Origin of the sequence: Mycobacterium colombiense CECT 3035, from assembly GCF_002105755.1 — a bacterium.
GTDB lineage: Bacteria > Actinomycetota > Actinomycetes > Mycobacteriales > Mycobacteriaceae > Mycobacterium > Mycobacterium colombiense.
In genome coordinates, this window is the sequence record NZ_CP020821.1 from 2410764 (window position 1) to 2434567 (window position 23804).

Consider the following 23804-nt stretch of genomic DNA (forward strand, 5'->3'; position numbering starts at 1 on the left):
GGCAATCGCTGTGGTGATATCCGGCGACCCACAAAACGTCTAATCGAAGAAGGAACTCCAGCGTGGCCAACATCAAGTCGCAGCAGAAGCGCAACAAGACGAACGAGCGCGCTCGCCTGCGCAACAAGTCGGTGAAGTCGTCGCTGCGTACCGCCGTCCGCGCGTTCCGCGAGGCCGCCCACGCCGGTGACAAGGAGAAGGCCGCCGAGCTGCTGGTGTCGACCAACCGCAAGCTGGACAAGGCCGCCAGCAAGGGCGTGATCCACAAGAACCAGGCCGCGAACAAGAAGTCGGCGCTGGCGCAAGCCCTCAACAAGATCTAAGGGCTTTACCGGCCCACGCCGCCCGGCCCCTAATGGCCGCGCTGGGCGGCCAGTTCGGCCACCTGCCTGACCGCGGATTCCAGGGCGTAGTCGGCGTCCACCACCGCTCCCTTGACGTTGGCGTTGAGCGCCGCGACCACCTTCATCGCCGTCGCCACCGAGTCACGCGACCACCGCCGGGCCTGTTTCTGCGCCTTCTGCACCCGCCACGGCGGCATCCCGAGCTGCGACGCCAGCCGATAAGGGTCGCCGGACAGCGGGCCGACCCGTCCGATCGTGTGAATCGCCTCGGCCAGCGCATCGGCCAGCACCACCAGCGGCTCGCCCCGCATCATCGCCCAGCGCAGCGCCTCGGCGGCTCCCTCGATGTCACCGACCACCGCCTTGTCCGCGATGTCGAAGCCCTTCACCTCGGCCTTGCCGCTGTGGTACCGGCGCACCGCCGCGGCGTCGACCACCCCGCCGGTGTCGGCGACCAATTGGGAGCAGGCAGAGGCCAATTCCCGCAGATCCGAACCGACCGAATCCAGCATCGCCGTCACCGTCTCCTCGTCGGCCTTGACCCGCAGACGGCGAAATTCCTTGCGGACGAAGTCGATCCGTTCGCTGAGTTTGGTGATCCGCGCGCACGCATGCACCTCGGCGCCAAGCGACTGCAGCTCGGTGGCCAGCGCCTTGGCCCGCCCGCCGCCCGAGTGCACCACCACCAGCACCACACCCGTCGGCATGTCGTTCGCGGCCGAAACAATCACTCCCGCAGCGTCTTTGCCCGCCTCGCCGGCGGCCTCCAGAACCACGATGCGCTCGTCGGCGAACAACGACGGGCTCAGCAGCTCGGCGAGCTCATACGTGCTGACGTCGCCCGCCCGCATCCGGTTGACCGGCACGTCGTCGGTGCCGGCCCGCTTCCGCGCCAACCGCAGCACGTCGGCCACCGCCCGCTCGACCAGCAGTTCCTCGTCTCCCAGGACCAGGTGCAACGGCGAAACCTCGCTCACCCCACGATGGTGTCACGCCCCACCGACTGCGCCGCTCGGGGATCCGGCGGGACCGAGCCCCGACCCGGCTTCGCCCTACCCCAGCCCGGCCAGCACCCAGGCCAGCCCGGTCAGCGCCGCCACTGCGGCGGCGAGACGGAACGGCCGCCACCGCCACAGCAGCACCGCCAGCACCGTGACACCGCCGACGATCACTGTGCCGGGGAGGCCCTCGGGAACCGGCAGGGTCGCGCCGGGCAGATCGGCCGCCCAGCGGGCGACCCCGTCCACCCACCACAACTCGGGACCGGTGAAGCGGATCAGCAGCCGCGCGGCGGCCGGCCACACCGCGCAGAGCGCCGCCGCGGCGGTGCCGAGCACGGTGATCGGCGCGATCACCGCGGCCACCACCAGATTCGCGAGCGCGGCGACCACGCTGAAACGGCCCGAGATGGCCGCAACCAGGGGCGCGGTCACCACCTGCGCGGCCCAGGCGACCGCGAGCGCGTCGGCCAGCGGCTTGGGCCACCCCTTCGCCACCAGGCGCCGTGACCAGACCGGCGCGACGACGATAAGCGCGGCGGTGGCGACCACCGACAGCGCGAACCCCACGTCGACGGCCAGCGCGGGGGCGATGGCCAGCAGCACCAGCACGGTGGTCGCCAGGGCCGGAATGGCTTGGCGCCGGCGCGAAGACAGCATTCCCAGCAGTGCGATGGCACCCATCACCGCCGCCCGCACCACACTCGCCGTCGGCTGCACCACGATGACGAAGGCCACCAGCGCCAGCGCGGCGAGGACGACGGCCGCGCGGGGACCGATCAACCGCGCCGAGAACAGCACGGCGGCGCACACGATCGTCACGTTGGCCCCCGACACGGCCATCAGGTGCGTCATGCCGGCGGCGCGAAAGTCGCGGCTGGTGTCGCCCGGCACCGCCGAGGTGTCACCGAGTACCAGTGCGGGCAGCATCGCCGCCTGCTCGCCGGGCAGTGTGTCGCGAACGACGGCGGCGAACCGGCCACGCACCCCGTGCGCGGCGCGCTGCACTGCGCTCGCGGTGCCCATGACGGGCCGCCCCGACGCGTTGAGCACCGCGACCGTCAGGTCGCGACGGGCCGGGCGGGTGATGCGCGCGGTGAACCGCACCGGCTGGCCAACCGTCACGGAGCCGAAGTCCGAGGCGCGCGCGAAAACGACGACACGGCCGGATGTTTGGGCGTCGCGCAGCCGTTGCAGGGAGGCCTTGAACATCATCCGGCTGCTGCCCAGCGACACCGGGCTTTCGGTGGGGGTGACCGTGACGGGGGCGCTGCCGCCGAAGGCCGCGGTGATCGGGTGGTGAGCGACCGCGTCGGCGCGCAGCGCGACGGCGAAGCCGTATCCGGCCCCCACCACACCGATCGCGGCCACGCCGGCGCTGACCGCCCGCAGCCGCGCCGTCCGGCCGGGTCGGTACGCGGCGCGCCATGCCAGCACACCGGACGCGGCGATCAGCGCCACGCAGCACCCGGCGAGCATCCGGCCGGCCGACCACCAGATCCCGCCCGCGGTCACCGCCCAGCAGGTCAACGCCGCGGGCACCAGGCGCACATCCACATGCCCGGAGGGCGATTCGCCCGCCCCGGGGTGCACCACCGGGGTCAGACACGGACCAGGGCGCGCAGCTTCTCCAACCGCGCCGGCCCGATGCCTTCGACGTCGGCGAGCTGGTCGACGCTGGTGAATTTGCCGTTGGATTGCCGCCAAGCCACGATCGCGGCGGCGGTGACCGGCCCGACGCCGGGCAGCGCGTCGAGTTCCTCGACGGTCGCGGTGTTCAGGTCGACCGCCTGGCCCGGTTTCGGCGTGGCCGATCCCTTCGTCGGTGCGGGGGCCTTCGATGTGGGCGTCGTTGCGGTGGCCACGGAGCTGCCGAGCACCGTCGGCTGCCCGGGCGCGGGAGCGAGACCGACCACGATCTGTTCCCCGTCATCGAGCGGTCGGGCCATGTTCAGTCCGATGGTGTCCGCGCCGTTCACCGCACCCCCTGCGGCCTGCAGCGCATCGGCGATACGCGCGCCCGGCGCGAGGGTCACCAGGCCCGGGGTGTGCACCAGACCGACCACGCTGACCACCACCGGGCGGTCGGGGCCCGGCGATGGCGCGGCACCCGGACCCCCGACGACCGCGGGCCGGCCGTCGACACCTGCTCCACCGGCGGCAGCTTGGCCGACATCACCGGCGCCGGCCGGTCGCGCAGCAACGTGAAGACCGTGACCAGCACCGCCAGCGCCGCCACGATCGCGAGCCCGACGGCGCCGGCGCGCCCGGGGTCGGCGCGCACCCTGGCCACCCAGCCCCGGTCCCGCGATGCGTCGGGAAGCCACCGGGGCAGCAGCGAATTCTGGTCGTCGTCGGGGGTGTCCTCGGTCGACGCCGACCCGGAGTCGACCACACCGGCGTGCGCGTCGGTCTCCGGTTCGGCGTTGAGCCGCCGCTGCAGGCGCTCCGCCGGAAGTTCTGTTCGCATGGACCGACGGTAGGTCCGCGCACCGCCAAAACGGCCCCGCTCAACGGCGCCGCGGGCCCGAACTGTGGATTAACCCGAGGCTGTGCACGGGGCCTGCGAGGGATGGGTCAAGATGGAAGCCGAGCGAACGACCGGCATCGCCAGAAAACAGCTCTGGGCGCTGCGTCGTCACCCTCACCGGAGAGAAACGACAGGAGGCTGCCATGCAACTGGCGCTCACGCCCGAGGAAGCCGCGTTCCGCGACGAACTCCGCACCATCTACACGACCAAGATTCCCGAGGAGATGCGCGAGCGGGTGCGCCGAGGCGCGGCCGAGGTGAACCACGACGACATCGTGACCAGCCACAAGATCCTGCACGAGCACGGCCTGGCGGTACCGAACTGGCCGGTCGAGTGGGGCGGCAAGGACTGGACGCCGACCCAGCATCAGATCTGGGCCGACGAGATGCAGTTGGCGTGCGTGCCGGAGCCGCTGAACTTCAACACCAAGATGGTGGGCCCGGTGATCGCCGAATTCGGTTCGGAGGAGGTCAAACAACGCTTCCTGCCCCCGACGGCCAGCCTCGACATCTGGTGGTGCCAGGGATTCTCCGAGCCCGAGGCGGGATCGGACCTGGCGTCGCTGCGCACCACCGCGGTCCGCGACGGCGACAGCTACGTCGTCAACGGCCAGAAGACCTGGACCACGCTGGGGCAGTACGCGGACTGGATCTTCTGCCTGGTCCGTACCGACCCGCAGGCGCCCAAGCGGCAGGCCGGCATCTCGTTCCTGCTGTTCGAGATGAACACCCCGGGCGTCACCCTGCGACCCATCAAGACGATCGACGGCGGCCACGAGATCAACGAGGTCTTCTTCGAGGACGTCCGGGTGCCCGCCAATCAGCTTGTCGGAGAAGAGAATAAGGGCTGGACGTACGCGAAATTCCTGCTGGGCAACGAGCGCACGGGTATCGCCGGGGTGGGACGGACCAAGGTGCGCCTCGCCGAGGTGAAGAAGCACGCCGCGGCCACCGGGGTGCTCGACGACCCGCTGTTCGCGGCGCGGCTGGCCGAGGCCGAAAACGAGTTGCTGGCACTGGAACTCACGCAGTCGCGAGTGGTCACCGACTCCACGGACGGCCAGCCCAACCCGGCGTCGTCGGTGCTCAAGCTGCGCGGCAGTCAACTGCAGCAGGCGGCCACCGAATTGCTCGTCGAGGTGGCCGGCCCGGACGCGCTGCCGGCCGACGGCGAAGACATCGCGTCGCCGTCCTGGGCGCAACACAGTGCGCCCCACTACCTCAACTACCGCAAGACGTCGATCTACGGCGGTAGCAGCGAGGTGCAGCGCAACATCATCGCGTCGACGATTCTGGGATTGTGAGGCAGCCATGGACTTTCAACTGAGCGACGAGCAAGCCCTGCTCCGCGACACCACCCGCGATCTGTTGTCGCGCAGCTACGACCCGGAAAGCCGCAACAAGATCATCGGCTCCGATCTGGGCTGGAGCAAGGAGGTGTGGAATCAGCTCGCCGACACCGGGATCCTCGGACTGGGTTTCGAGCCGGAGGAGTCGGGCCAGATCGAGATCATGGTGGTGCTCAACGAGGTCGGGCGCCGGCTGGCCCCCGAACCGGTGCTGCACGCGGCGCTGGGGCCCGGCGCGCTGATCGCCGAGTTGGGCAGCGCCGAGCAGAAGCAACTGCTCGACGAGGTCGCGGGCGGGCAGCGGCTGCTCGCGTTCGCCCACCTCGAGCCGGGCCAGCGCAAGCCCTCGGCCGAGGTGAGCACCAAGGCTGAGCAGCAAGGTGATTCGTGGACGCTAAGCGGCCGGAAGAACCCGGTGCTCGCCGGGGACTGCGCCGACACTCTGGTGGTCAGCGCGGCGCTGCCCAGCGGTGGCACCGGCCTGTTCCTGGTCGACGCCGCAGCGGTGACCAGGCACCCGTACCGGACGTTCGACGGACAGCGCGGCGCCCAGATCGACCTGGACTCCACCGCCGCGCAACCCCTGGGCGAGGCGGTCGACGCGTCGGGCGCCATCCGCGACGGCCTGGTCCGCATCCAGTCGGCGCTGTGCGCCGAAGCGCTGGGGGCCATGGAGGAATCGCTGCGCCTGACCACCGATTACCTCAAGACGCGCAAGCAGTTCGGTGTCACGCTCAACAAATTCCAGGCGCTCACGCAGCGCGCCGCCGACATGTACGTGTCGCTGGAATTGGCCCGCAGCATGACGTTGTACGCGGCGATGTCGATCGCCGACGGCACCATCGACCCGGTGATCGCCTCGCGCGCCAAGCTGCAGATCGGCCGCTCGGGCCGGCACATCGCGCAGGAGTCGGTGCAGATGCACGGCGGCATCGGGGTGACGGCGGAATACCCGATCAGCCATTACGCCGCCCGGCTCACCGCGATCGAACACACCCTGGGAACCTCGGGCGAGCACCTGCACAACCTCATCGATCACCTCGGCGACTACGACCTGGCCCGCCTCTAACGCATGGCCGAGTTATCCGACAGGGTCGTCGAGTTCCTGTCAACCGGCACCCGTACCGGGATGCTGGGGTACCTCGCGGCCGACGGCCGCCCGCTGGTCGCGCCGGTGTGGTTCGTGGTCGACGACGGACAGCTGGCGTTCAACACCGGGCGCGACACGTCGAAAGGCCGTGCCCTGGCTCGTGATCCGCGGGTGGTGATGTGCGTCGACGATCCTCATCCGCCCTATTCGTTCGTCCAGGTACAGGGCGTGGCCACGGTCAGCGAGGATCCGCAGGACGTGCTCGACATCGCCACCCGCACCGGTGGCCGCTACATGGGCGCCGACCGCGCCGACGAATTCGGCCGCCGCAACGCCGTTCCCGGTGAATTGGTGGTTCGGGTGCGGCCGACGAAGGTCAACGCAGGGTTCGATATCAGCAACTAGTTGGCGCACGGCAAAGGAGCCGCGATGAGCAAGGCAAGCACAGACCGTCCGCTGCGGGTGATCCAGTGGACGACCGGCAACATCGGTCGTCGTTCGCTGCACGCCATCATCGGGCGGCCCGACCTCGAACTGGCCGGCGTGTATGCGCATGGCGCCGACAAGGTCGGGGTCGACGCCGCCGACTTGGCGGGCTGGCCCGAGCCGACCGGGGTCCACGCGACGAACGACATCGACGCGCTGTTGGCCCTAGGCGCCGACGCGTGCTGCTACAACCCGTTGTGGCCCAACGTCGATGAGTTGGTCCGGCTGCTGGAAGCGGGAGTAAACGTGTGCACCAGCGCGGCGTGGATTACCGGCGGAAAGCAGACTCCACAGGACCGCAAGCGCATCGAGGACGCCTGCCGCAAGGGCAATTCGACGATCTTCGGCAGCGGTGCCCACCCGGGCATGACGAACATGGTGGGCATGGTGCTGTCCGCCTCGTGCGAGCGTGTCGACGAGATCCGCATCACCGAGTCGGTCGACTGCTCGACCTATGAGTCGGCGGAAACCCAGACGGCCATGGGGTTTTCGCAAGACCCCGATACCCCGGGGCTGGCCGAGAATGTCCGTCGGGAAAGCGAGGTCTTCGCCGAATCGGCCGCGATGATGGCCGACGCGATCGGGGCGAAGCTGGACAAGACGACCTTCGACGTCACGTTCACCGCGGCCACCGATGATTCCGATCTGGGCTTCATGAAGATTCCCGCCGGCACGGTCGGCAGCGTCTACGGCTACCACCGCGGCTGGGTCGGCGATCGCAACGTCGTCAGCGTCGGGTTCAACTGGACCATGGGCAGTCACGTCGTGCCACCCAAACCGCTCGAGCACGGCCACGTCATCCAGGTGTTCGGGCTACCCAACATGCGCACCGTCTTGCACTGCCTGCCGCCCAAGGATTGGACGGAGCCCGGGTTCATGGGCCTGGGAATGATTTACACCGCGATGCCGGTTACCAACGCCGTCCCGGCGGTGGTGGCCGCCGAACCCGGGATCGTCACGCTCGCGGATTTGCCGCCCGTCACCGGTCGGCTGGCCCACTAGCGGGTATGCCGTTCGCCACAACTGGCGGCCCCCGGGAGGAACGCTTGCGTGCACTAAGGTTAGTATCCCTAACCGAGCAAATGTTCCGTTGACATTGATGTCGTCGGCGACGGTTGGTGAGCTTTGCGGAAGGCGGTCAGGTGGTGGCTAGTCCGGACTCAGGTCCCCGCCCCGGCATTGTGACCCGCGTGCTGAGGCAAGGGTGGATCCCGCTGCTGCTGGTGGTCGTGCTGGCTGTGTCTGCACTCGTGGTGTCGCGGCTGCACAAGCTCTTCGGTTCGGAAGATCTCAACGCGAACGCCGGCAAGGGGATTGAAATCGTGCAGTTCAACCCGAAAGTCGTCGTCTACGAGATTTCCGGTCCGCCCGGGGCGACCGCCAACATCAACTACTGGGACGCGGACGCCAACACGCATCAGGTCAACAATGCCCCCCTGCCGTGGTCGACCACCATCTCGACCACACTGCCCTCGGTGAGCGCCAACATCATGGCGCAGAGCGACGGCAGCACGATCAGCTGCAAGATCACCGTGGACGGCGTCGTCCGCGCTAACCAGAACTCCGATGGCCATAACGCCCAGACCTTCTGCCTGGTGAAGTCCGCATGAGCAATGTGAACAACGAGACCGAGCGCGACCTGAGCGCGGCCGATACCGGCCCGATCACAACCCGGGGCCTGTCCAAGGCCGAGCGCGGCCACCGCCCCTACCTTCCCCATGCGATCCGCATCTTCGCGATACCGATCATTGTGGGCTGGGTTGCCATCACAGTGCTGGTGAACGTCCTGGTCCCCTCCCTGGAAGTGGTCGGCGAGGCGCATTCGGCGCCGATGACCCCCCTGGACGCGCCGTCGATGAAGGCGATGATGCGCCTGGGCAGTAACTTCCACGAATTCAACTCGAACAGCACCGTGATGATCGTGCTCGAAGGCCAGCAACCCTTGGGCCCCGATGCACATAAGTACTACGACAAGCTGATCCGAGACCTGCGCAAGGATCCCGCGCACATCCAGCACATCCAGGACTTCTGGGGCGACCGCCTGACCGCCGCGGGCGCGCAGAGCGCCGACGCCAAGGGCGCGTACGTACAGGTGAACCTCGCCGGTAATCAGGGCACCACGCAGGCCAACGACTCCGTGGACGCCGTCCGCAAGGTGATCGACGAGAACAAGGCGCCGCCCGGTGTGAAGGCCTACGTCACCGGGCCTGCGGCACTGTCCGACGACATGCACATCATCGGCAACGCCAGCCTTGCCAAGATCACGCTGTTCACCCTGGGCGCGATCGCGATCATGTTGCTGCTGGTCTACCGATCCATCGTCACCACGCTCGTGCAGCTGTTCATGACCTTCGTGGCGCTGGCGTGCGCGCGCGGCGTCGTCGCGGTTCTGGCCTATAACAACGCATTCGGGCTCACCACGTTCGCTGCCAACATCCTCACCATGCTGGCAATCGCCGCGGGAACCGACTATGGCATCTTCCTCGTCGGGCGATATCAAGAAGCGCTGGCCGCCGGTGAGGACCGAGAAACGGCTTACTACACCACATTCAAGGGAGTCGCCCCGGTCGTCCTGGGTTCCGGCCTGACGATTGCGGGAGCCACCTACTGCCTCAGTCTTGCCCGGCTGCCCTGGTTCAACACGATGGGCGCACCGGTGGCGATCGGCATGCTGGTCGTGGTGCTCGCAGGGCTTTCCCTCGGCCCTGCGGTCGTTTTCGTCGGCAGTCGTCTCCATCTCTTCGAAAGGCAGGCGAAGCGAGGTCGGCTGTGGCGCCGGGTGGGCACCGCCGTGGTGCGTTGGCCCGCACCCATTTTGGCCGTCAGCGCCGCGGTCGTGCTGGTCGGCATGGTGGCCCTGCCGGGTTTCAAGCCGAGCTACAACGACCGGCATTACCTGCCGTTGTCAGCCCCGGCCAATCAAGGGCAAGAGGCCGCGAATCGGCACTTCTCCGAGGCCCGGATGAACCCCGACCTGCTGATGGTCGAATCCAACCACGACATGCGAAACCCGGCCGACATGCTGGTGTTGGACAGGGTGGCGAAAAACGAGATGCGCACGCTCGGCATCGCCATGGTTCAGGACATCACCAGGCCGCTGGGCATCCCGATTCAGCACAGCTCGATTCCGTTCCAGAACAGCGTCCAAAGCCAGACGACGATGCAGAACATGGGCTTCCTCAAGGAGCGCATCAAGGACATCCTCAGGATGGCCGATGACCTGCAGACCCAGATCGACACCACGCAGCGCCAGTACGAGGTGTCGCTGGATTTGGCCAACGCCGCCGACGACAGTGCAAAGACGACGGCGGTGACGTCGCAGATCACCGACACCCTGCGCGACCACATCGCGGACTTCGACGACACGTTCCGGCCGATACGCAGCATCTTCTACTGGGAGAAGCACTGCTACGACATTCCAGTGTGCGTCGGGCTGCGGTCCCTGTTCGACACGTTCGACGGGTTCGACCAACTGGCCGAGCAGTTCCATTATTTGACGACCGATATCGCGCACACGGCCAAGGCGTCACGCGACCTGACCGCGCTGTTTCCCACTCTGATCACCACGCTGAAGACCACCAGGGGCATCACGCTGACGCTCTACCAGACGTTCAAGGCGATGATCGACCAGATGGAGGCAATGAGCAACACCGGGATCGTCATGGGGCAGAGCTTCGATCAGTCGAAGAACGACGACTTCTTCTACCTTCCACCAGAAGCCTTTGACAACCCCGACTTTCAGACGGGTCTGCGCATGTTCTTGTCGCCGGACGGTAAGTCGGCGCGATTCTTCATCACCCACCAGGACGATCCGATGACGCCGGAGGGAATTGAACGGGTGGCGGCCGAACGCACCGCCGCGCAGGAAGGACTCAAGCAGTCCTCCCTGGCCGACGCCAAGGTGTATCTCGGCGGAACCGCCGCGACCTTCAAGGACATGGCCGACGGTGAGAAATACGACCTGATGATCGCCGTCATCGCGTCACTGACGCTGATCTTCATGATCATGCTGCTGCTGACCCGAAGCGTGGTGGCCGCGCTGGTCATCGTCGGCACCGCGGCCAGCTCGATCGCCGCATCATTCGGGCTGTCCGTGTTGATTTGGCAGGACCTGTTCGGCATCAATATCCACTGGATCGTGATGGCGCTGGCGGTCATCATCCTGCTGGCCGTGGGATCGGACTACAACCTGCTGTTGGTCTCCCGGTTCAAAGAGGAGATCCATCACGGGCTCAAGACGGGCATCATCCGATCGATGGCCGGCACCGGTGGCGTGGTGACGGCCGCGGGTCTGGTGTTCGCGTTCACGATGGCGTCCATGCTGGGCAGCGATCTGCGCGTGCTCGGTCAGTTCGGCTCGACCGTCTGCATCGGTCTGCTGCTCGACACGCTGATCGTGCGCACCTTGCTGATGCCCTCGATCGCCACCCTGCTCGGTCGGTGGTTCTGGTGGCCACAGGTGGTGCACCCGCGCGGTGACCACGCGCGACGGCCGGTGAGCGCCTGATCCGCTGGGGGCGCCCCGCCACTAATCCGACGGCAACTCGACGCTGACCGCGACCGCGCCCGCGCCGACATGCAGCGCGAGCACGGGTCCCAGCTCGGTGATGATCGCCGGCTCGCACGCCGGTAGCCGCTCGCCCAGGGCCGTCGCCACCTCCTGGGCGCCGTCCGGGTTGGCCACGTGATGCACCGCCAGGGCGGCGGCGTCGTTGCCGACGACTTGACAGACCCGGTCGATCATCGCCTCCGTCGCATGGCTTACCGTGCGCACCCGTTGGGCCAGAACGAGTTTCCCGTCGTCGATGCGCAGCAGCGGCTTGAGTGCCAGCGCGGTGCCCAGCCACGCCTTCGCCCCGCCGATGCGTCCGCTGCGGCGCAGGTTATCCAGCCGGTGCACCACGATGAAGGCGTGCCCGCGGTCCACGGCCGCGCGGGCGGCGTCCGCGACGGCGTCGACGTCTTTACCGTCGGCCGCGGCGCGCGCGGCGGCCAGCGCGACGAAGCCGGTGCCCATCGCCGCCGACTTGGAGTCGACGACGCGCACGTTCGGATCGAGGTCGGCCGCGGTGCGCTCCGCGGCCCGGCAGGTGCCCGACAGCGCCGACGAAAGGTGTACGGCCACAACCCCGTCGGACCCACTGTCGACCAGGGCCTGCTGGTAGACGTCGGCCAGTTCGGCCGGAGTGGCCGCCGCGGTGGTGGCCGTCAGTTTGTAGATGTCTGCGGGGATGTCGTCCACACCGTCGCGCAGATCGTTGCCGTCGAGCAGGATATGCAGGGGAACGACGCGTATCCCCCACTTTTCGAGCAGGTCGGCCGGCAGACGCGCCGACGAGTCGGTCACCACCACAACGGACATGGCGCTACCCGCGCGGTTTCTCGTTGGCCACGCCGGCCTCGGCGAGCGCCTTGAGCATCAACTCCGCGACCGCCTGGTGAGCCTCGAAATTCCAGTGAATGCCGTCGGGGTTCCCACGACCACTCATAACCTGCTCGGCGACAGCGGCTTTGAGGTCGACCAGGGGCACCCGGTGGGTTTGCGCCCATTCGGTGATCGCGGCCACCGTCCCCTCGCGCCCGTGATGCGCCCGGCCGTAGGTGTCGGCGATGTGCACGGACGGCAGTGACGCCACGATCGGGATGCCGGGGCGGTTGAAATCGATTGCACCCCGGGTCTGTTCGAGGTAATCCGCGCTCAGGTGGGGAGGCAGGGCCGATCGGGCCACCGGCGAGAGCCTGGGCTGCAGCCAGCCGTAGCCGTCGCGGACCCAACGTCGCAGCCAGGGCGGCCGCACGTAGCGGATCAGTTCGCGCAGCGCGGTCGGCAGCACCGACGGCAGCGAATCCATGCCGCCGGTGGCGAAGATGACCGCGCCGGCCCTGGGCAGCGCCGCCCAGGCCCGCGGGTCCTGGGTCGCCGCCCACCAGATGTCGCGGCACGTCCAACCGATGCGGCCGATCAGCTCGACATCCCAGCCCAATTGCGTCGCCACGATATTCGGCCAGATGCGGGGGTCGTCGGCGGGTAGCCCCCCGGTCGGCCCGTAGTACGCCAACGAGTCGGCGAAAATCAGCAGGGTGGGCTTTCGCGGCCGTTCAGAGGACATCGTTGGACACCTGCGCCGAAGCGTTCCACACGTCCAGACGCCAACGGATGCGGTCGAATTCGTCGGCGGGATCGTCGTTGTGTCCGGACAGCTGCACCCAGCTGGCATTGCCCATGCCACCCAGAATCGGCCAGTTGGCGACGGGAAGCTTCAGCAGCGCGGCCGACAGCGCGGCGATCAGGCCACCGTGGGCCACCAGCACCACCGGGCGGTCCGGCCCGTCGGGGTCGCCCCACTCGCGCTCGGCGGACACCAGTTCGGCGACCAACGGCACGCTGCGGGCCGCGACGTCGACCCTGCTCTCGCCGCCGTGCGGTGCCCAGGTGGCGTCCTCGCGCCAGGCCAGCCGCGCACCGGGGGCCTGCGCGTCGACCTCGGTGTGGGTCAGGCCCTGCCAGTCACCCAGGTGGGTTTCCCGCAACCGCTGATCCACCCGAATCGGCAGACCTGTCACCTCCCCCAGCCTGACCGCGGTGTCATACGCGCGATGCAGATCCGACGACACGATCAGCAGCGGCGGCAGCTTGCCCAACACCTCGGCGGCGGCGATCGCCTGCGCCCGCCCGAGTTCGCTCAGCTCGGAATCCAGCTGGCCCTGCATCCGGCTATCGGCGTTGAACTCGGTTTGCCCGTGCCGCAACATGATCAGACGACGGATTCTCATTGCGCGCCCGAGTCTTCGGAGTTGCCGGGGCGCGCGTCCAGCTCCACCGGCACCATCGGGCAGTCACTCCACAACCGGTCCAGGGCGTAGAAGTCGCGGTCTTCCCGGTGCTGAATGTGAACGACGATGTCGCGATAGTCCAGCAGCGTCCAGCGGCCTTCCCGCGTGCCCTCGCGACGCGCCGGCTTGTAACCGGCCTTGCGCATCTTCTCCTCGACCTCGTCGACGATGGCGTTGACCTGTCGCTCGTTGGACGCCGAGGCGATAACGAAGCAGTCCGTGATGGCCAGCTGGGCCGAGACGTCGATGACGACGACATCGTCGGCCAGCTTCGCCGCGGCAGCACCGGCGGCCACCGTCGCCATGTCGATGGCCTCCTGGGTGGCGCTCATGGGTGTTCCCCTGTGCTCAGCCGTGTTTCGTTCACGATCACCGGCGGCTGCTCGTCGTGGCGGTAGAGCCGGCGCTTGGAGACGTACTGCACGACGCCGTCGGGCATCAGGTACCACAGCGGCCGGCGCTGCGCCGCGCGCTGCCGGCAATCGGTCGACGAGATGGCCAGCGCCGGGATCTCGACCAGCGTCAGCGCGTCGTCGGGCAGCTCGCCGAGCACACCGGTGATGTGTTCGCGGCGCAGCTCGTAGCCCGGCCTGCTGACCCCGATGAACCGCGCCAGGTCGAACACCGTCTCCCAGCCCTGCCACGACAGGATGGAGGCGAGCGCGTCGGCCCCGGTGATGAAGTACAACTCGGAGTCCGGGTTGAGGGCGTGCAGCTCGCGCAGGGTGTCCTTGGTGTAGGTGGGGCCGGCGCGGTCGATGTCGACCCGGCTCACCGAAAAGCGGGGATTGGATGCGGTGGCGATCACCGTCATCAGGTACCGGTCCTCGGCAGCCGAGACGTGCCGGTCCTTCTGCCAGGGCTGCCCGCTGGGCACGAACACCACTTGGTCGAGTTCGAACAGGTCGGCGACCTCACTGGCGGCAACCAGGTGGCCGTAATGGATGGGGTCGAATGTCCCACCCATCACTCCTAACCTGCGAAGCTGCTTTTGCACGATTTGCCAGCTTACTTGAGCCGGTGTTACGAGCCGATTTCCCAGGCATTGGTCACATGCGCCACACCGGTCTCTGCGCCGGGCGGCATGTGTTGTGCCCGCCTCACAGCGACAAATGGCTGGCGGCGGCGCATCGACGGCGGCGCGCACCGACGGCGCATCGAGGGCGGCGCACCGACGGCGCATCAAGGGTGACGCACCGACGGCGCATCGAGGGCCGGCCCGCGGCGGTTGTCGCTAAGAGGCGGGCACAAGGACATGCCCCGCCCGACGGAGACGCGCGTGGCCGGTGTGAACGACGCGGGGTCGGCTACACCGGCAGCAGCTGGTCGATCACCGCGGCCAGCTGCTTGGCGGACCGGCACTCGTGCATCGGGATGACCTCTTGATAGCGCGGCACCGCCGAGTCGCCGCTGCCCCACAGATGCTTGGGTTCGGGATTCAGCCAATGCGCGTGCCGGCTGGCGGTGACCATGTGGGTCAGCAGGTCGATCTCCGGATTGCGGTAGTTGGTCCGGCCGTCCCCGAGGACCAGCAGCGAGGTGCGCGGCGAGAGCACATTGGGGAACGCCTGCACGAACGACGCGAACGCGTTGCCGTAATCGGAATGGCCGTCGCGGCTGTAAACGCCCGACTCCCGGGTGATGCGCTGGATCGCCACCGCCAGGTCGGCCTCCGGGCCGAACATGTGGGTCACCTCGTCGGTGGTGTCGATGAAGGCGAATACGCGCACCCGCGAAAACTGTTGGCGCAGAGCGTGCACCAGCAGCAGGGTGAAATGGCTGAACCCGGCGACCGAGCCGGACACGTCGCACAGCACTACCAATTCCGGCCGGGCCGGGCGCGGCTTGGCCAGCACCACGTCGATCGGCACGCCGCCGGTGGACATCGACTTGCGCAGCGTCTTGCGCAGATCGATCGACCCCGCCCGGGCGCGTCGCCGCCGGGCCGCCAGCCGGGTCGCCAGCGTGCGGGCCAGCGGGGCCACCACCCGGCGCATCTGCCGGAGCTGCTCACCGGAGGCACGCAGGAATTCCACGTTCTCGGAAAGCTGTGGAATGCCGTACATCTGGACGTGATCGCGGCCGAGCTGCTCCGCGGTGCGTCGCTTGGTCTCGGAGTCGACCAGCTTGCGGATCTGGGAGATCCGCTGCGCAGCAAGCGCTTTGGCGATCTCCTCCTGACTGGGCGTGGGTTCCTCGCCGTAGGAGGCGAGCAGCCCGGCCAGCAACTTGCCCTCGAGCTCGTCGAGCGCCATCGCCTTGAGCGCCTGATACGACGAGAACGACGGGCCGCGGCTGGAGCTGTATTTGCCGTAGGCCTCCACGATTTGGGCGATCATCGCCACCAGGCGCTCGTCCATCTCGGCGAGGTCGGGGTTCTCGGTCAGCAGGTCCGCCAGCATCTGGCGCATCGCCTCGACGTCGTCGGCCGGCAACGCGTCGTCGTCCGGCGAGTCGTCGGCCTCCTCGTCGGCGACCACCGCACGAGCGCCCAGCGCCGCGGGGAACCACAGGTCGAACATCGCGTCGTAGGTCTCGCGGTGATCCGAGCGGCGCAGCACGGCGCACGCGAGGCCCTCGCGCAGCACCTTCCGATCGCCGAGGCCGAGCGTCGCCATCACCCGACCGGCGTCCACCGTCTCCGACGGACCGACCGAAATCCCTGCCCCACGAAGCGCTTCCACGAATCCCACCAGGTGGCCCGGCAGCCCGTGCGGGGCGAGCGGTCGGGAGGGTCGGATACGGCGGGTGGCCATCGCAGCGGTCCTAATTCAGCCGCAGCTCGCCGGTTGCGCGCTGCTGGTCGGACTGGTGTTTGAGCACGACACCGAGCGTGGCGGCGACGACCGCGTCGTCGATGGTGTCCAGGCCCAGCGCGAGCAGCGTGCGGCCCCAGTCGATGGTCTCGGCAATGGACGGCACCTTCTTGAGCTGCATGCCGCGCAGCACGCCGATGATGCGGACGAGCTCCTCGGCCAGGTGCGCGGGCAGCTCGGGGACCCGGGACAACAGGATGCGACGTTCCAGGTCCGGACTGGGAAAGTCGATGTGCAGGAACAGGCACCGGCGCTTGAGCGCCTCGGAGAGTTCGCGGGTGGCGTTGGAGGTCAGCACCACCAGCGGTGTGCGCTCGGCGGTGATCGTGCCCAACTCGGGAACGGTCACGGCGAAGTCCGACAGCACCTCCAGCAGCAGGCCCTCGATCTCGATGTCGGCCTTGTCCGTCTCGTCGATCAGCAGCACCGTCGGTTCGGTGCGCCGGATGGCGGTCAGCAACGGACGCTGCAGCAAGAACTCCTCGCTGAAGACGTCGTCCTTGGTCTGGTCCCAGTCCCCCGAACCGGCCTGGATGCGCAGGATCTGCTTGGCGTGGTTCCACTCGTAGAGCGCGCGCGCCTCGTCGACGCCCTCGTAGCACTGCAGGCGCACCAGGCCCGAGCCAGTGGCCTGCGCGATCGCGCGGGCCAGCTCGGTCTTGCCCACGCCGGCCGGGCCTTCCACCAACAACGGCTTGCCGAGCCGATCGGCCAAAAACACGGCCGTCGCGGTGGCGGTGTCGGGCAGGTAGCCGGTCTCGGCCAATCGCCGCGACACGTCGTCGATGTCGTCGAACAGCGGCTTGGACCGGGCGGGCACACTCACAATCGGTTCTCCTAAAACACTTGCTGCACGCGGGATATCAGGCCGGACGAGTTTGTCCGTCTCCCCACGCAATCCATTTGGTCGAGGTCAATTCGGGCAGCCCCATCGGGCCGCGGGCATGCAACTTCTGGGTGGAGATGCCGATTTCGGCGCCGAAGCCGAACTGCTCACCGTCGGTGAATGCCGTGGAGGCGTTCACCATCACCGCGGCGGCGTCGATGCCGTCCGTAAACTTCTGCGCCGCAGCCATATTGGTGGTCACGATGGCCTCGGTGTGCCCGGTGCCGTACTCGTTGATGTGAGCGATCGCGGCGTCGATACCATCGACCACCGCCACCGCGATATCCATCGACAGGTATTCGCGGCGCAGGTCGTCCTCGTGCGCGTCCTTGGAGAATCCGCCGTGCACGGTCACGCCGGCGTCTTGCAGGGCATTCACCAGCCGCGGCAGCGCCTCGTCGGCGATCCCGACGTCGATCAGCAGCGTCTCGGCGGCGTTGCAGACGCTGGGCCGACGGGTCTTGGAATTCAGCAGGATTCGCTCCGCGACATCCAGGTCGGCCCCCTCGTGCACGTAGACGTGACAGTTGCCGACGCCGGTCTCGATGGTGGGCACCTGCGCGTCGCGGACCACCGCGTCGATCAGGCTCGCTCCGCCGCGCGGAATCACCACGTCGACCAGGCCACGGGCCTGAATCAGATGCGTCACCGTGGAGCGGTCATCGGACGAAAGCAATTGCACCGCATCGGCGGGCAGGTCCTCGCTGACCAGCGACGCCCGCAGCACCTGCACCAGCGCCTGGTTGGACCGCGCCGCCGACGAACTTCCGCGCAGCAGCACGGCATTGCCGGACTTCAACGCCAAACCGAACGCGTCAACGGTCACGTTGGGCCGGCCCTCGTAGATCATGCCGACGACGCCCAGTGGAACCCGCTGCTGGCGCAGCTGCAGCCCGTTGGGCAGGGTGTAACCACGCAACACCTCGCCGACCGGGTCGGGCAGCCCGGCGACCTGACGCAGGCCGGCGGCGATGCCCTCGACGCGTTTGGGGTCCAGTGCCAACCGGTCGAGCATCGCCGAAGGTGTGCCGGCGGCACGGGCGGCGTCGAGATCTTCTGCGTTGGCCGACAGGATCAATTCGGTGTGGGCGGCGATCGCGTCGGCCGCAGAGCGCAGTGCCTGATCCTTGGCAACGGTCGGCAACAACGCCAGGACACGTGACGCAACGCGGGCGCGGCGAGCGGCGTTGTGCACCTCCTGGCGCAAGTCAGGAAGCGATGGTGCTTGCAGACTCATTGAACCAGGGTATCCGGCCGCAAAACCCCGGGTGAGCCGACCCGATACGGTCAGCCCACCCGCTCACCGCGCCGCGCACTGCGCACCTTGCTGCGCCGCTCTTCGATGATGTTGCCGAAGTTCTGCAGCAGCACCGGAGCACGCGTCACCAGGTGCTCGATATGTTCGCGGTCGATCTCCAGCGCGGTGACCTCATCCAGCGCGTACGCGCTGGCCAGGTTCGGTTGCCGGGTCAGCGCCGTCAGCCCCAGGAACGAGCCCTCGACCAGTGTGCTGATCGGCACCAGGGCCCCGTCGTCGGCGGTCGCGGTCAGCTGTACGCGCCCGGAGACCAGGAATGTCATGGTCGTGGGCACCTGGCCGGCGTACTCCACCACCTCGTCGGCGCCGTAGCGGACGATCCGCGCCGCCGAGCGCAGCGATCGCTGCTCCTCGGCGCCGATCCGCAACGCGGGGGCCACCACCGTGTGCAGCGCGTGCTCCACCCGTTCGACGGTGGAGAAGTCGTCGTCGGCGTCATCGAGGTGCAATTCCTCCCGGCGGGTCGCATACCAGGCCCAGCGGAGGAACGTGGCCTTGGCGGCGCCGGCGTCCGCGGGTGAGTCCAACCCAATGGTCGTGCGGTACTCGCCCGCGCCCACCGGGACCGTGCGCGGCACGCTGCCGGCCTTGAGCTGCGGCAGCCCCTGCGCGATCCGCGACAGCACCGCACACACCCGGTCCGGCGGGTCGACGCTGGAGAACATCGTCGTCACCGCGAGCTTGTGCGCGCCGGGCGGGCGACTGAGGTTCGTGAACGCGTTGCTCGCCAGCATCGAGTTCGGCATGACCCGAATGCCGCTGCCGGTGTCGATGTGTACCGAGCGCCAATTCACCTCGACCACGCGTCCGCGCGCCGTCCCGGTGTCCAGCCACTCGTCGATGCGGAAAGGCTGCTCGAACAACATGAACAGGCCCGACACGATCTGGCCGACGGAGTTCTGCAGCATCAGACCGATGACGACGGACGTGACGCCCAGCGCGGTGAAGATGCCGCCGATGCGCACGCCCCAGATGTAGGACGACATCACCGCCAGGCCGACACCGATCACCGCGAGCCGGGCACAGTCCAGAAAGATGGTGGGTAACCTTTTGCGCCAACTCTTTTCGGGCGCGCCCTCGAACATCGTCGCGTTGAGGCCGGACAGCAGAAGCACCAGCACCAGCAGACCGAACACCGTGGTCAAAACGCGCACCGGAACGTCGTCGGCCGGAACCTGCGAGGCCTGGACCAACAACAGCAGCAGCGCACCGAGCGGCAGCAGGTAGTTGCGCAGCAGGCCGACCTGGCGGGCCAGCGGGCTGTTCCGGCGCAGCAGCGCGTCGTGCAGCTCGGTGAGCGCGATCAACCCGAGGGGCAGTCCGACCGCGATGCCGATGGCCCAGTAGAACCAGGTCGAGTTGAAGAGGTTCATCAGCGCTCCAGCAACCGGTAGATGGCCTGATCGACACCGCCGACGGAGATGCTGCCGGCGGGCGCGAACTGCCGAACGTCCCGCATCGCCTCGTACACCTGCGAACTGACGTACACACCCGGCTGCGGTGAGCCACTGTGCATTTGATACGCCAGGCTGACCGCACCACCCCACATGTCGTAAACCAGGCTGGAGCGCCCGACCAGCCCGCTCACCACGTTGCCGGTGTTCACCCCGACCCGCAGACCCAGCTGATGCGCGGCCTGACGGTTGAATCGATCGATGATGCGACCGATCTCGAGGGCGAAGTCGACGGCACGGTGAATGCTGTCCAGCCGGGGGGTGACCACCCCGCAACTGGCCAGATAGCCGTTGTGGAAGGTGCGAATCCTTTCCACGCCAAGGGCTTCGGCGGCCGAATCGAATTGCCGGAAAAGATCGTCCACGGTGGCGACCAACTCGTCTTCGGGGACGTCGTTGGAGAACTCGTCCAGGCCGACGATGTCGGCATAGATGATGGCGACGTCCTGATGCTTCTGGGCGATGGTCTCCTCGCCCTCGCGATAGCGCTGCAACACCGATTCGGGCATCAATGCGAGCAGCAGGCGGTCGTTTTCCCGGCGCTGCTCGTTGAGCAGCTCCTCCTTGATTGCCAGATTCCGGCTCATTTCATTGAATGCCGCTGTGAGGTCACCGATCTCGTCGCGGTGGCGGACCGGGATGTTGATCTCGTAGTCGCCGGAGCTGATTTTGCGGGTGCCTTCTTCGAGGCGCCGGACCGGTCGCACGGCGGCCTGCGCGACGAACAGCGACGCCACGCAGATGGCGAAGATCATTGCGGCGACCGCGATCACCAGCGTCTTGCTGAACCTGCCGAGCCGGGCGAAGGCATCCGAGTTGTCGCGCGTCGCGAGGATCGACCAGTGCAGGTCGGAGTTCGGGATGCTCAGCGGTGAGTACGCTTCCAGCTCCCTGTTGCCCAGGTAATCGGTGGCGCTGATCACCCCCGTCTCGCCGCGTTTGGCGGCCCGGAGACCGGCGGTGTCGACAGGTTGCACCAGGGTGGTGGTGCCCAGCCGGATCGCCCGGTCGACCACATCGGGCGGCGTGCCGGCGTCGATCGCCGAACGCCGGTATCCCTTCGGGTCCTCAATGAAATCCCTTGAATCGGAACGCATCAGGTCATCGGGGCCGGCCAGGTATGTTTCGGTCGCGGGCCCCATGCCTGCGGCCTCCCAGTGCTTGTCGGCAGTCATGATCTTGTTGATCTTCGCGACCGGCACCGGCAGCGCCATCACGCCCTCGAACTTGCCGTTCATGCCGATCGGTGACACCACCCACGCGGTGGGGGTGTCCAGTGCCGGCTGGTACTGCTGGAAGTCGGTGATCCAGACGAAGTCGAGGTCGTTGGACGCCAAGGCTTTCTGATACGCCTCCCGCAGCTTCGACTCGCGATACGGGCCGGTCAGAATGTTGGTGCCGAGATCGGGGCCCTTCAGCACGCTGTAGACGACGTTGCCCTGCATGTCCAACAGCAGCGCGTCGCGATAGTCGAAGCGCGTGACGATGCCGCGCATGTAGAAGTCGAAACGCGCGTTGGCAGCCGACCATGCGCTGCCGTCGCCGGCATCCTGGGCGGGCAGCGCGTCGGGGCCCGGACGGGGCGCGGCGGTGTAGTACGCCTGAATGTACTTCTGCGCGTTGGAACTTGGCAGGACGGCCCGGATGTCGATGGTGTCCCCGGTGATTCGCTTGATCGGTTTGATCATGTCGTTGTCGTAGTAATCGACCAGCGACTGCTGTTGGGCCGGGGAGATCTGCGCGTTGTTCAATTGGGCGAAGTCCGCCGTGAGCGCCGTCGTCGCCTGGTTGATGCCAAACCCGCCGCTCCAGGTGATCAGCGAATTCGACACCTCGCGGAACAGCGCCTGCACCGCCCGCTTTTGCGACTCGCGCATCTCGATCAGGCGTTCGGACTCGACCTGCCGCAACGCGTTGCGCCCCGAAGCCGCCCCGATGGCACCGATCACCGCCACGCCCAGAATGCTCGACAGTAGCATCGTGATCAGAATCTTGGATTGGATGCCGAACCGGAATCGGGCCAGGGCGCGCTGCCGCGGGCGTTTGGCGGCCGGTTGGGCGGGTTCGGGATCGATATGGGGTTCAGCGTCTGTTAGCTCGCTCGTGGTCAACCGCCTGCCCCTTTTCTTGGGATCCAGCACCCCTAACGCAGCAGAATATCGCGCGACCATCGAGTTATTCAGCGTTTGCCGTGACGCGATTGGGCGTCGAAAGCGCTGGTGGCCCTGGTGTGCCTTGCCATTCCGTCGCGACTAACGTCGGCCTCATGGCTGGGGTGTGTGTAGTGGGCAGCGTGAATCTCGATCTGTCGTTGAGCGTCGACGCCCTGCCGCGGCCCGGCGAAACGGTTTTGGCGTCGTCGTTGACCCAGGCCCCCGGCGGCAAGGGCGGCAATCAGGCGGTGGCGGCGGCGCGCGCGGGCGCGCGGGTGCAGTTCGTCGGGGCGGTGGGCGATGACGCGGCCGCCGGACAATTGCGCGCGCACCTCGAGGCCAACGGCGTCGGGCTCGACGGAGCGATCGAAATTCCCGGTCCCAGCGGCACGGCCATCGTGGTGGTCGACGCGAACGCCGAGAACACCATCGTGGTCGCGCCGGGGGCCAACGGGCGGTTCACGCTGACCGACGACCGCGCGCGTGCGGTCGTCGCGCGCTGCGACGTGATGTTGACCCAGCTGGAGATCCCGGTGGACACGGCTGTCGCGGCCGCGCAGCACGCGCGTTCCGCCGGGGCGATCGTCGTCGTGAACGCCTCGCCGGCCGGCCAGGACCCCCGCTCGTTGGGCGAGTTGGCGGCCGCGGCGGACGTGGTGATCACCAACGAAGACGAAGCCGACGAATGGCCATGGCGTCCAGAGCATTTAGTGATCACGCTGGGTGCGCACGGCGCCCGCTACATTGGCACGGACGGCGAGTACACGGTGCCGGCCCCGGCCGTGGACCCGGTGGACACCACCGGGGCCGGCGACGTGTTCGCCGGCGTGCTGGCGGCGAATTGGCCGTCCAACCCGGGCTCGCGGGATCAGCGGCGGCTCGCGTTGCAGCGTGCGTGCGCGGCGGGTGCGCTGGCGACGTTGGTCGCCGGCGCCGGCGATTGCGCACCCGACGCCGACGCGATCGACAAGGCGCTCCGCGACGCGTCCTGACCTGCGGTTGGCAGTGTTTGGCAGCTCCTGGCGTCGATCTGGCAGTGGTTCGCGAGCAGCGTCGGTGGTGATCGCAGTCGCCATCGAGAAAGGAACATCATGTCCGCAACCACGATTGACCGCACGGGTACCCGGGACGGCTTGCTTCGCCTTGCCATGCGCGCCGACGCCGCCATCAGCGGACTGGTCGGCCTGGCCGGTATGCCGTTCGCCGGCTGGCTCGCCGACGTCTCGGGCACCACGAAGGCGTTCGAATACGGCATGGGCGCGTTCCTGATCGCCTACGGCGTGGTGGTGTTCGGGCTGGCCACCCTGCCGTCGGTGCGGCGCGCCGGCATGGCCGTCATCATCGCGAACGTGGCCTACACGGTGGCCGCGATCGTGCTCGTGCTCTCCGACGTCTTCCCGCTGACGCCGACCGGCGTGGTGCTGAACCTGGCGGCCGGCGTTGGCACACTGGTTATCGCGGAAGTGCAGTACCAGGGCTGGCGCCGCGCGAAGGCCTGAGTCCGGACGCTCGGGGTCCGCCCGGCGTTGCCGGGCGGACCCATGCC

General features: G+C 67.9%; 21 protein-coding genes and 1 pseudogene. 9 read left to right on the forward strand and 13 right to left on the reverse strand.

Going from position 1 to position 23804, the window contains the following annotated elements; genetic code table 11:
* Positions 1-62 precede the first annotated feature (62 nt).
* Positions 63-323, forward strand: a complete 261-nt coding sequence (gene rpsT, locus B9D87_RS11035; protein WP_007769864.1) for a 30S ribosomal protein S20 — start codon at positions 63-65, stop codon at positions 321-323.
* Between the two features lie 29 nt (positions 324-352).
* On the opposite strand, the gene holA is transcribed toward rpsT, so the two are convergent.
* The 3 genes and pseudogenes from holA to B9D87_RS11045 all read right to left on the reverse strand — a co-directional run bounded on the left by holA (position 353) and on the right by B9D87_RS11045 (position 3812).
* Entirely contained in the window at positions 353-1303 is a 951-nt protein-coding gene (holA, locus tag B9D87_RS26505) for a DNA polymerase III subunit delta (RefSeq protein ID WP_085977803.1), read from the reverse strand.
* A 93-nt stretch (positions 1304-1396) separates the two neighbouring features.
* Positions 1397-2893, reverse strand: a complete 1497-nt coding sequence (locus B9D87_RS26510) for a ComEC/Rec2 family competence protein (protein WP_040629956.1) — start codon at positions 2891-2893, stop codon at positions 1397-1399.
* Between the two features lie 50 nt (positions 2894-2943).
* Positions 2944-3812, reverse strand: a pseudogene (locus tag B9D87_RS11045) (ComEA family DNA-binding protein).
* 203 nt (positions 3813-4015) lie between these two features.
* Between B9D87_RS11045 and B9D87_RS11050 the strand changes: the two are divergent.
* From B9D87_RS11050 to B9D87_RS11075, 6 genes are all read left to right on the forward strand, one after another.
* Complete coding sequence (locus tag B9D87_RS11050; protein ID WP_007769861.1) at positions 4016-5176, forward strand: acyl-CoA dehydrogenase family protein; 1161 nt, start codon at positions 4016-4018, stop codon at positions 5174-5176.
* A gap of 7 nt (positions 5177-5183) precedes the next feature.
* Complete coding sequence (locus B9D87_RS11055; protein WP_007769860.1) at positions 5184-6290, forward strand: acyl-CoA dehydrogenase family protein; 1107 nt, start codon at positions 5184-5186, stop codon at positions 6288-6290.
* 3 nt (positions 6291-6293) lie between these two features.
* Entirely contained in the window at positions 6294-6716 is a 423-nt protein-coding gene (locus tag B9D87_RS11060; RefSeq protein ID WP_007769859.1) for a PPOX class F420-dependent oxidoreductase, read from the forward strand.
* Positions 6717-6740: 24 nt separating this feature from the next.
* A complete protein-coding gene (locus B9D87_RS11065; protein WP_007769858.1) occupies positions 6741-7799 on the forward strand; it encodes an NAD(P)H-dependent amine dehydrogenase family protein in 1059 nt (352 codons plus the stop codon).
* Between the two features lie 140 nt (positions 7800-7939).
* Positions 7940-8407, forward strand: a complete 468-nt coding sequence (locus B9D87_RS11070) for an MmpS family transport accessory protein (protein ID WP_174320901.1) — start codon at positions 7940-7942, stop codon at positions 8405-8407.
* Positions 8404-11304 carry an MMPL/RND family transporter gene (locus B9D87_RS11075; RefSeq protein WP_007769856.1) on the forward strand — a complete coding sequence of 967 codons (2901 nt, stop codon included), beginning with the start codon at positions 8404-8406 and terminating at the stop codon, positions 11302-11304. Before B9D87_RS11070 ends, B9D87_RS11075 begins: the two co-directional genes overlap by 4 nt.
* A 21-nt stretch (positions 11305-11325) precedes the next feature.
* Here the strand turns inward: B9D87_RS11075 and B9D87_RS11080 are convergent, their stop codons facing one another.
* The 10 genes from B9D87_RS11080 to B9D87_RS11125 form a co-directional block, all read right to left on the reverse strand.
* On the reverse strand, positions 11326-12159 hold the full coding sequence (locus B9D87_RS11080) for a DegV family protein (protein ID WP_007769855.1): 834 nt from the start codon (positions 12157-12159) through the stop codon (positions 11326-11328).
* 4 nt (positions 12160-12163) lie between these two features.
* On the reverse strand, positions 12164-12907 hold the full coding sequence (gene octT, locus B9D87_RS11085; protein WP_007769854.1) for a diglucosylglycerate octanoyltransferase: 744 nt from the start codon (positions 12905-12907) through the stop codon (positions 12164-12166).
* A complete protein-coding gene (gene gpgP / locus B9D87_RS11090) occupies positions 12897-13571 on the reverse strand; it encodes a glucosyl-3-phosphoglycerate phosphatase (protein WP_007769853.1) in 675 nt (224 codons plus the stop codon). Before gpgP ends, octT begins: the two co-directional genes overlap by 11 nt.
* Positions 13568-13963, reverse strand: coding sequence for a ribosome silencing factor (rsfS, locus tag B9D87_RS11095; RefSeq protein WP_007769852.1), 396 nt, complete (start codon positions 13961-13963; stop codon positions 13568-13570). Before rsfS ends, gpgP begins: the two co-directional genes overlap by 4 nt.
* Positions 13960-14598 (reverse strand): nicotinate-nucleotide adenylyltransferase, encoded by a 639-nt coding sequence (gene nadD / locus B9D87_RS11100; protein WP_007769851.1) that lies wholly within the window; start codon positions 14596-14598, stop codon positions 13960-13962. Before nadD ends, rsfS begins: the two co-directional genes overlap by 4 nt.
* Positions 14599-14938: 340 nt before the next feature.
* Positions 14939-16387: a vWA domain-containing protein gene (locus tag B9D87_RS11105; protein ID WP_007769849.1), complete on the reverse strand. Its 1449-nt coding sequence runs from the start codon at positions 16385-16387 to the stop codon at positions 14939-14941.
* Positions 16388-16397: 10 nt separating this feature from the next.
* Positions 16398-17273, reverse strand: coding sequence for an AAA family ATPase (locus B9D87_RS11110; RefSeq protein ID WP_007769847.1), 876 nt, complete (start codon positions 17271-17273; stop codon positions 16398-16400).
* A 37-nt stretch (positions 17274-17310) separates the two neighbouring features.
* Positions 17311-18570, reverse strand: a complete 1260-nt coding sequence (locus tag B9D87_RS11115; RefSeq protein ID WP_007769846.1) for a glutamate-5-semialdehyde dehydrogenase — start codon at positions 18568-18570, stop codon at positions 17311-17313.
* 50 nt (positions 18571-18620) lie between these two features.
* Positions 18621-20024: a mechanosensitive ion channel family protein gene (locus tag B9D87_RS11120; RefSeq protein WP_007769844.1), complete on the reverse strand. Its 1404-nt coding sequence runs from the start codon at positions 20022-20024 to the stop codon at positions 18621-18623.
* On the reverse strand, positions 20024-22216 hold the full coding sequence (locus B9D87_RS11125; RefSeq protein WP_007769842.1) for an adenylate/guanylate cyclase domain-containing protein: 2193 nt from the start codon (positions 22214-22216) through the stop codon (positions 20024-20026). The genes B9D87_RS11120 and B9D87_RS11125 overlap by 1 nt, the downstream gene beginning before the upstream one ends.
* A 155-nt stretch (positions 22217-22371) precedes the next feature.
* Between B9D87_RS11125 and B9D87_RS11130 the strand changes: the two genes are divergently transcribed.
* Both B9D87_RS11130 and B9D87_RS11135 read left to right on the forward strand, forming a co-directional pair.
* A complete protein-coding gene (locus B9D87_RS11130; RefSeq protein ID WP_080598505.1) occupies positions 22372-23250 on the forward strand; it encodes a ribokinase in 879 nt (292 codons plus the stop codon).
* 99 nt (positions 23251-23349) lie between these two features.
* Complete coding sequence (locus B9D87_RS11135) at positions 23350-23757, forward strand: hypothetical protein (RefSeq protein ID WP_007769838.1); 408 nt, start codon at positions 23350-23352, stop codon at positions 23755-23757.
* The last annotated feature ends 47 nt before the right edge of the window (positions 23758-23804 follow it).

Excerpts from the sequence above, each read along its gene's own strand:
- B9D87_RS11055 (WP_007769860.1), top strand. The coding sequence starts at position 5,184 with ATGGACTTTCAACTGAGCGACGAGCAAGCCCTGCTCCGCGACACCACC.
- B9D87_RS11120 (WP_007769844.1), bottom strand. The coding sequence starts at position 20,024 with ATGAACCTCTTCAACTCGACCTGGTTCTACTGGGCCATCGGCATCGCG.
- rsfS (WP_007769852.1), bottom strand. The coding sequence starts at position 13,963 with ATGAGCGCCACCCAGGAGGCCATCGACATGGCGACGGTGGCCGCCGGT.
- B9D87_RS11050 (WP_007769861.1), top strand. The coding sequence starts at position 4,016 with ATGCAACTGGCGCTCACGCCCGAGGAAGCCGCGTTCCGCGACGAACTC.
- B9D87_RS11135 (WP_007769838.1), top strand. The coding sequence starts at position 23,350 with ATGTCCGCAACCACGATTGACCGCACGGGTACCCGGGACGGCTTGCTT.
- nadD (WP_007769851.1), bottom strand. The coding sequence starts at position 14,598 with ATGGGTGGGACATTCGACCCCATCCATTACGGCCACCTGGTTGCCGCC.
- B9D87_RS11115 (WP_007769846.1), bottom strand. The coding sequence starts at position 18,570 with ATGAGTCTGCAAGCACCATCGCTTCCTGACTTGCGCCAGGAGGTGCAC.
- B9D87_RS11065 (WP_007769858.1), top strand. The coding sequence starts at position 6,741 with ATGAGCAAGGCAAGCACAGACCGTCCGCTGCGGGTGATCCAGTGGACG.
- octT (WP_007769854.1), bottom strand. The coding sequence starts at position 12,907 with ATGTCCTCTGAACGGCCGCGAAAGCCCACCCTGCTGATTTTCGCCGAC.
- B9D87_RS11080 (WP_007769855.1), bottom strand. The coding sequence starts at position 12,159 with ATGTCCGTTGTGGTGGTGACCGACTCGTCGGCGCGTCTGCCGGCCGAC.
- B9D87_RS11105 (WP_007769849.1), bottom strand. The coding sequence starts at position 16,387 with ATGGCCACCCGCCGTATCCGACCCTCCCGACCGCTCGCCCCGCACGGG.
- B9D87_RS11060 (WP_007769859.1), top strand. The coding sequence starts at position 6,294 with ATGGCCGAGTTATCCGACAGGGTCGTCGAGTTCCTGTCAACCGGCACC.
- B9D87_RS11075 (WP_007769856.1), top strand. The coding sequence starts at position 8,404 with ATGAGCAATGTGAACAACGAGACCGAGCGCGACCTGAGCGCGGCCGAT.
- gpgP (WP_007769853.1), bottom strand. The coding sequence starts at position 13,571 with ATGAGAATCCGTCGTCTGATCATGTTGCGGCACGGGCAAACCGAGTTC.
- B9D87_RS11130 (WP_080598505.1), top strand. The coding sequence starts at position 22,372 with ATGGCTGGGGTGTGTGTAGTGGGCAGCGTGAATCTCGATCTGTCGTTG.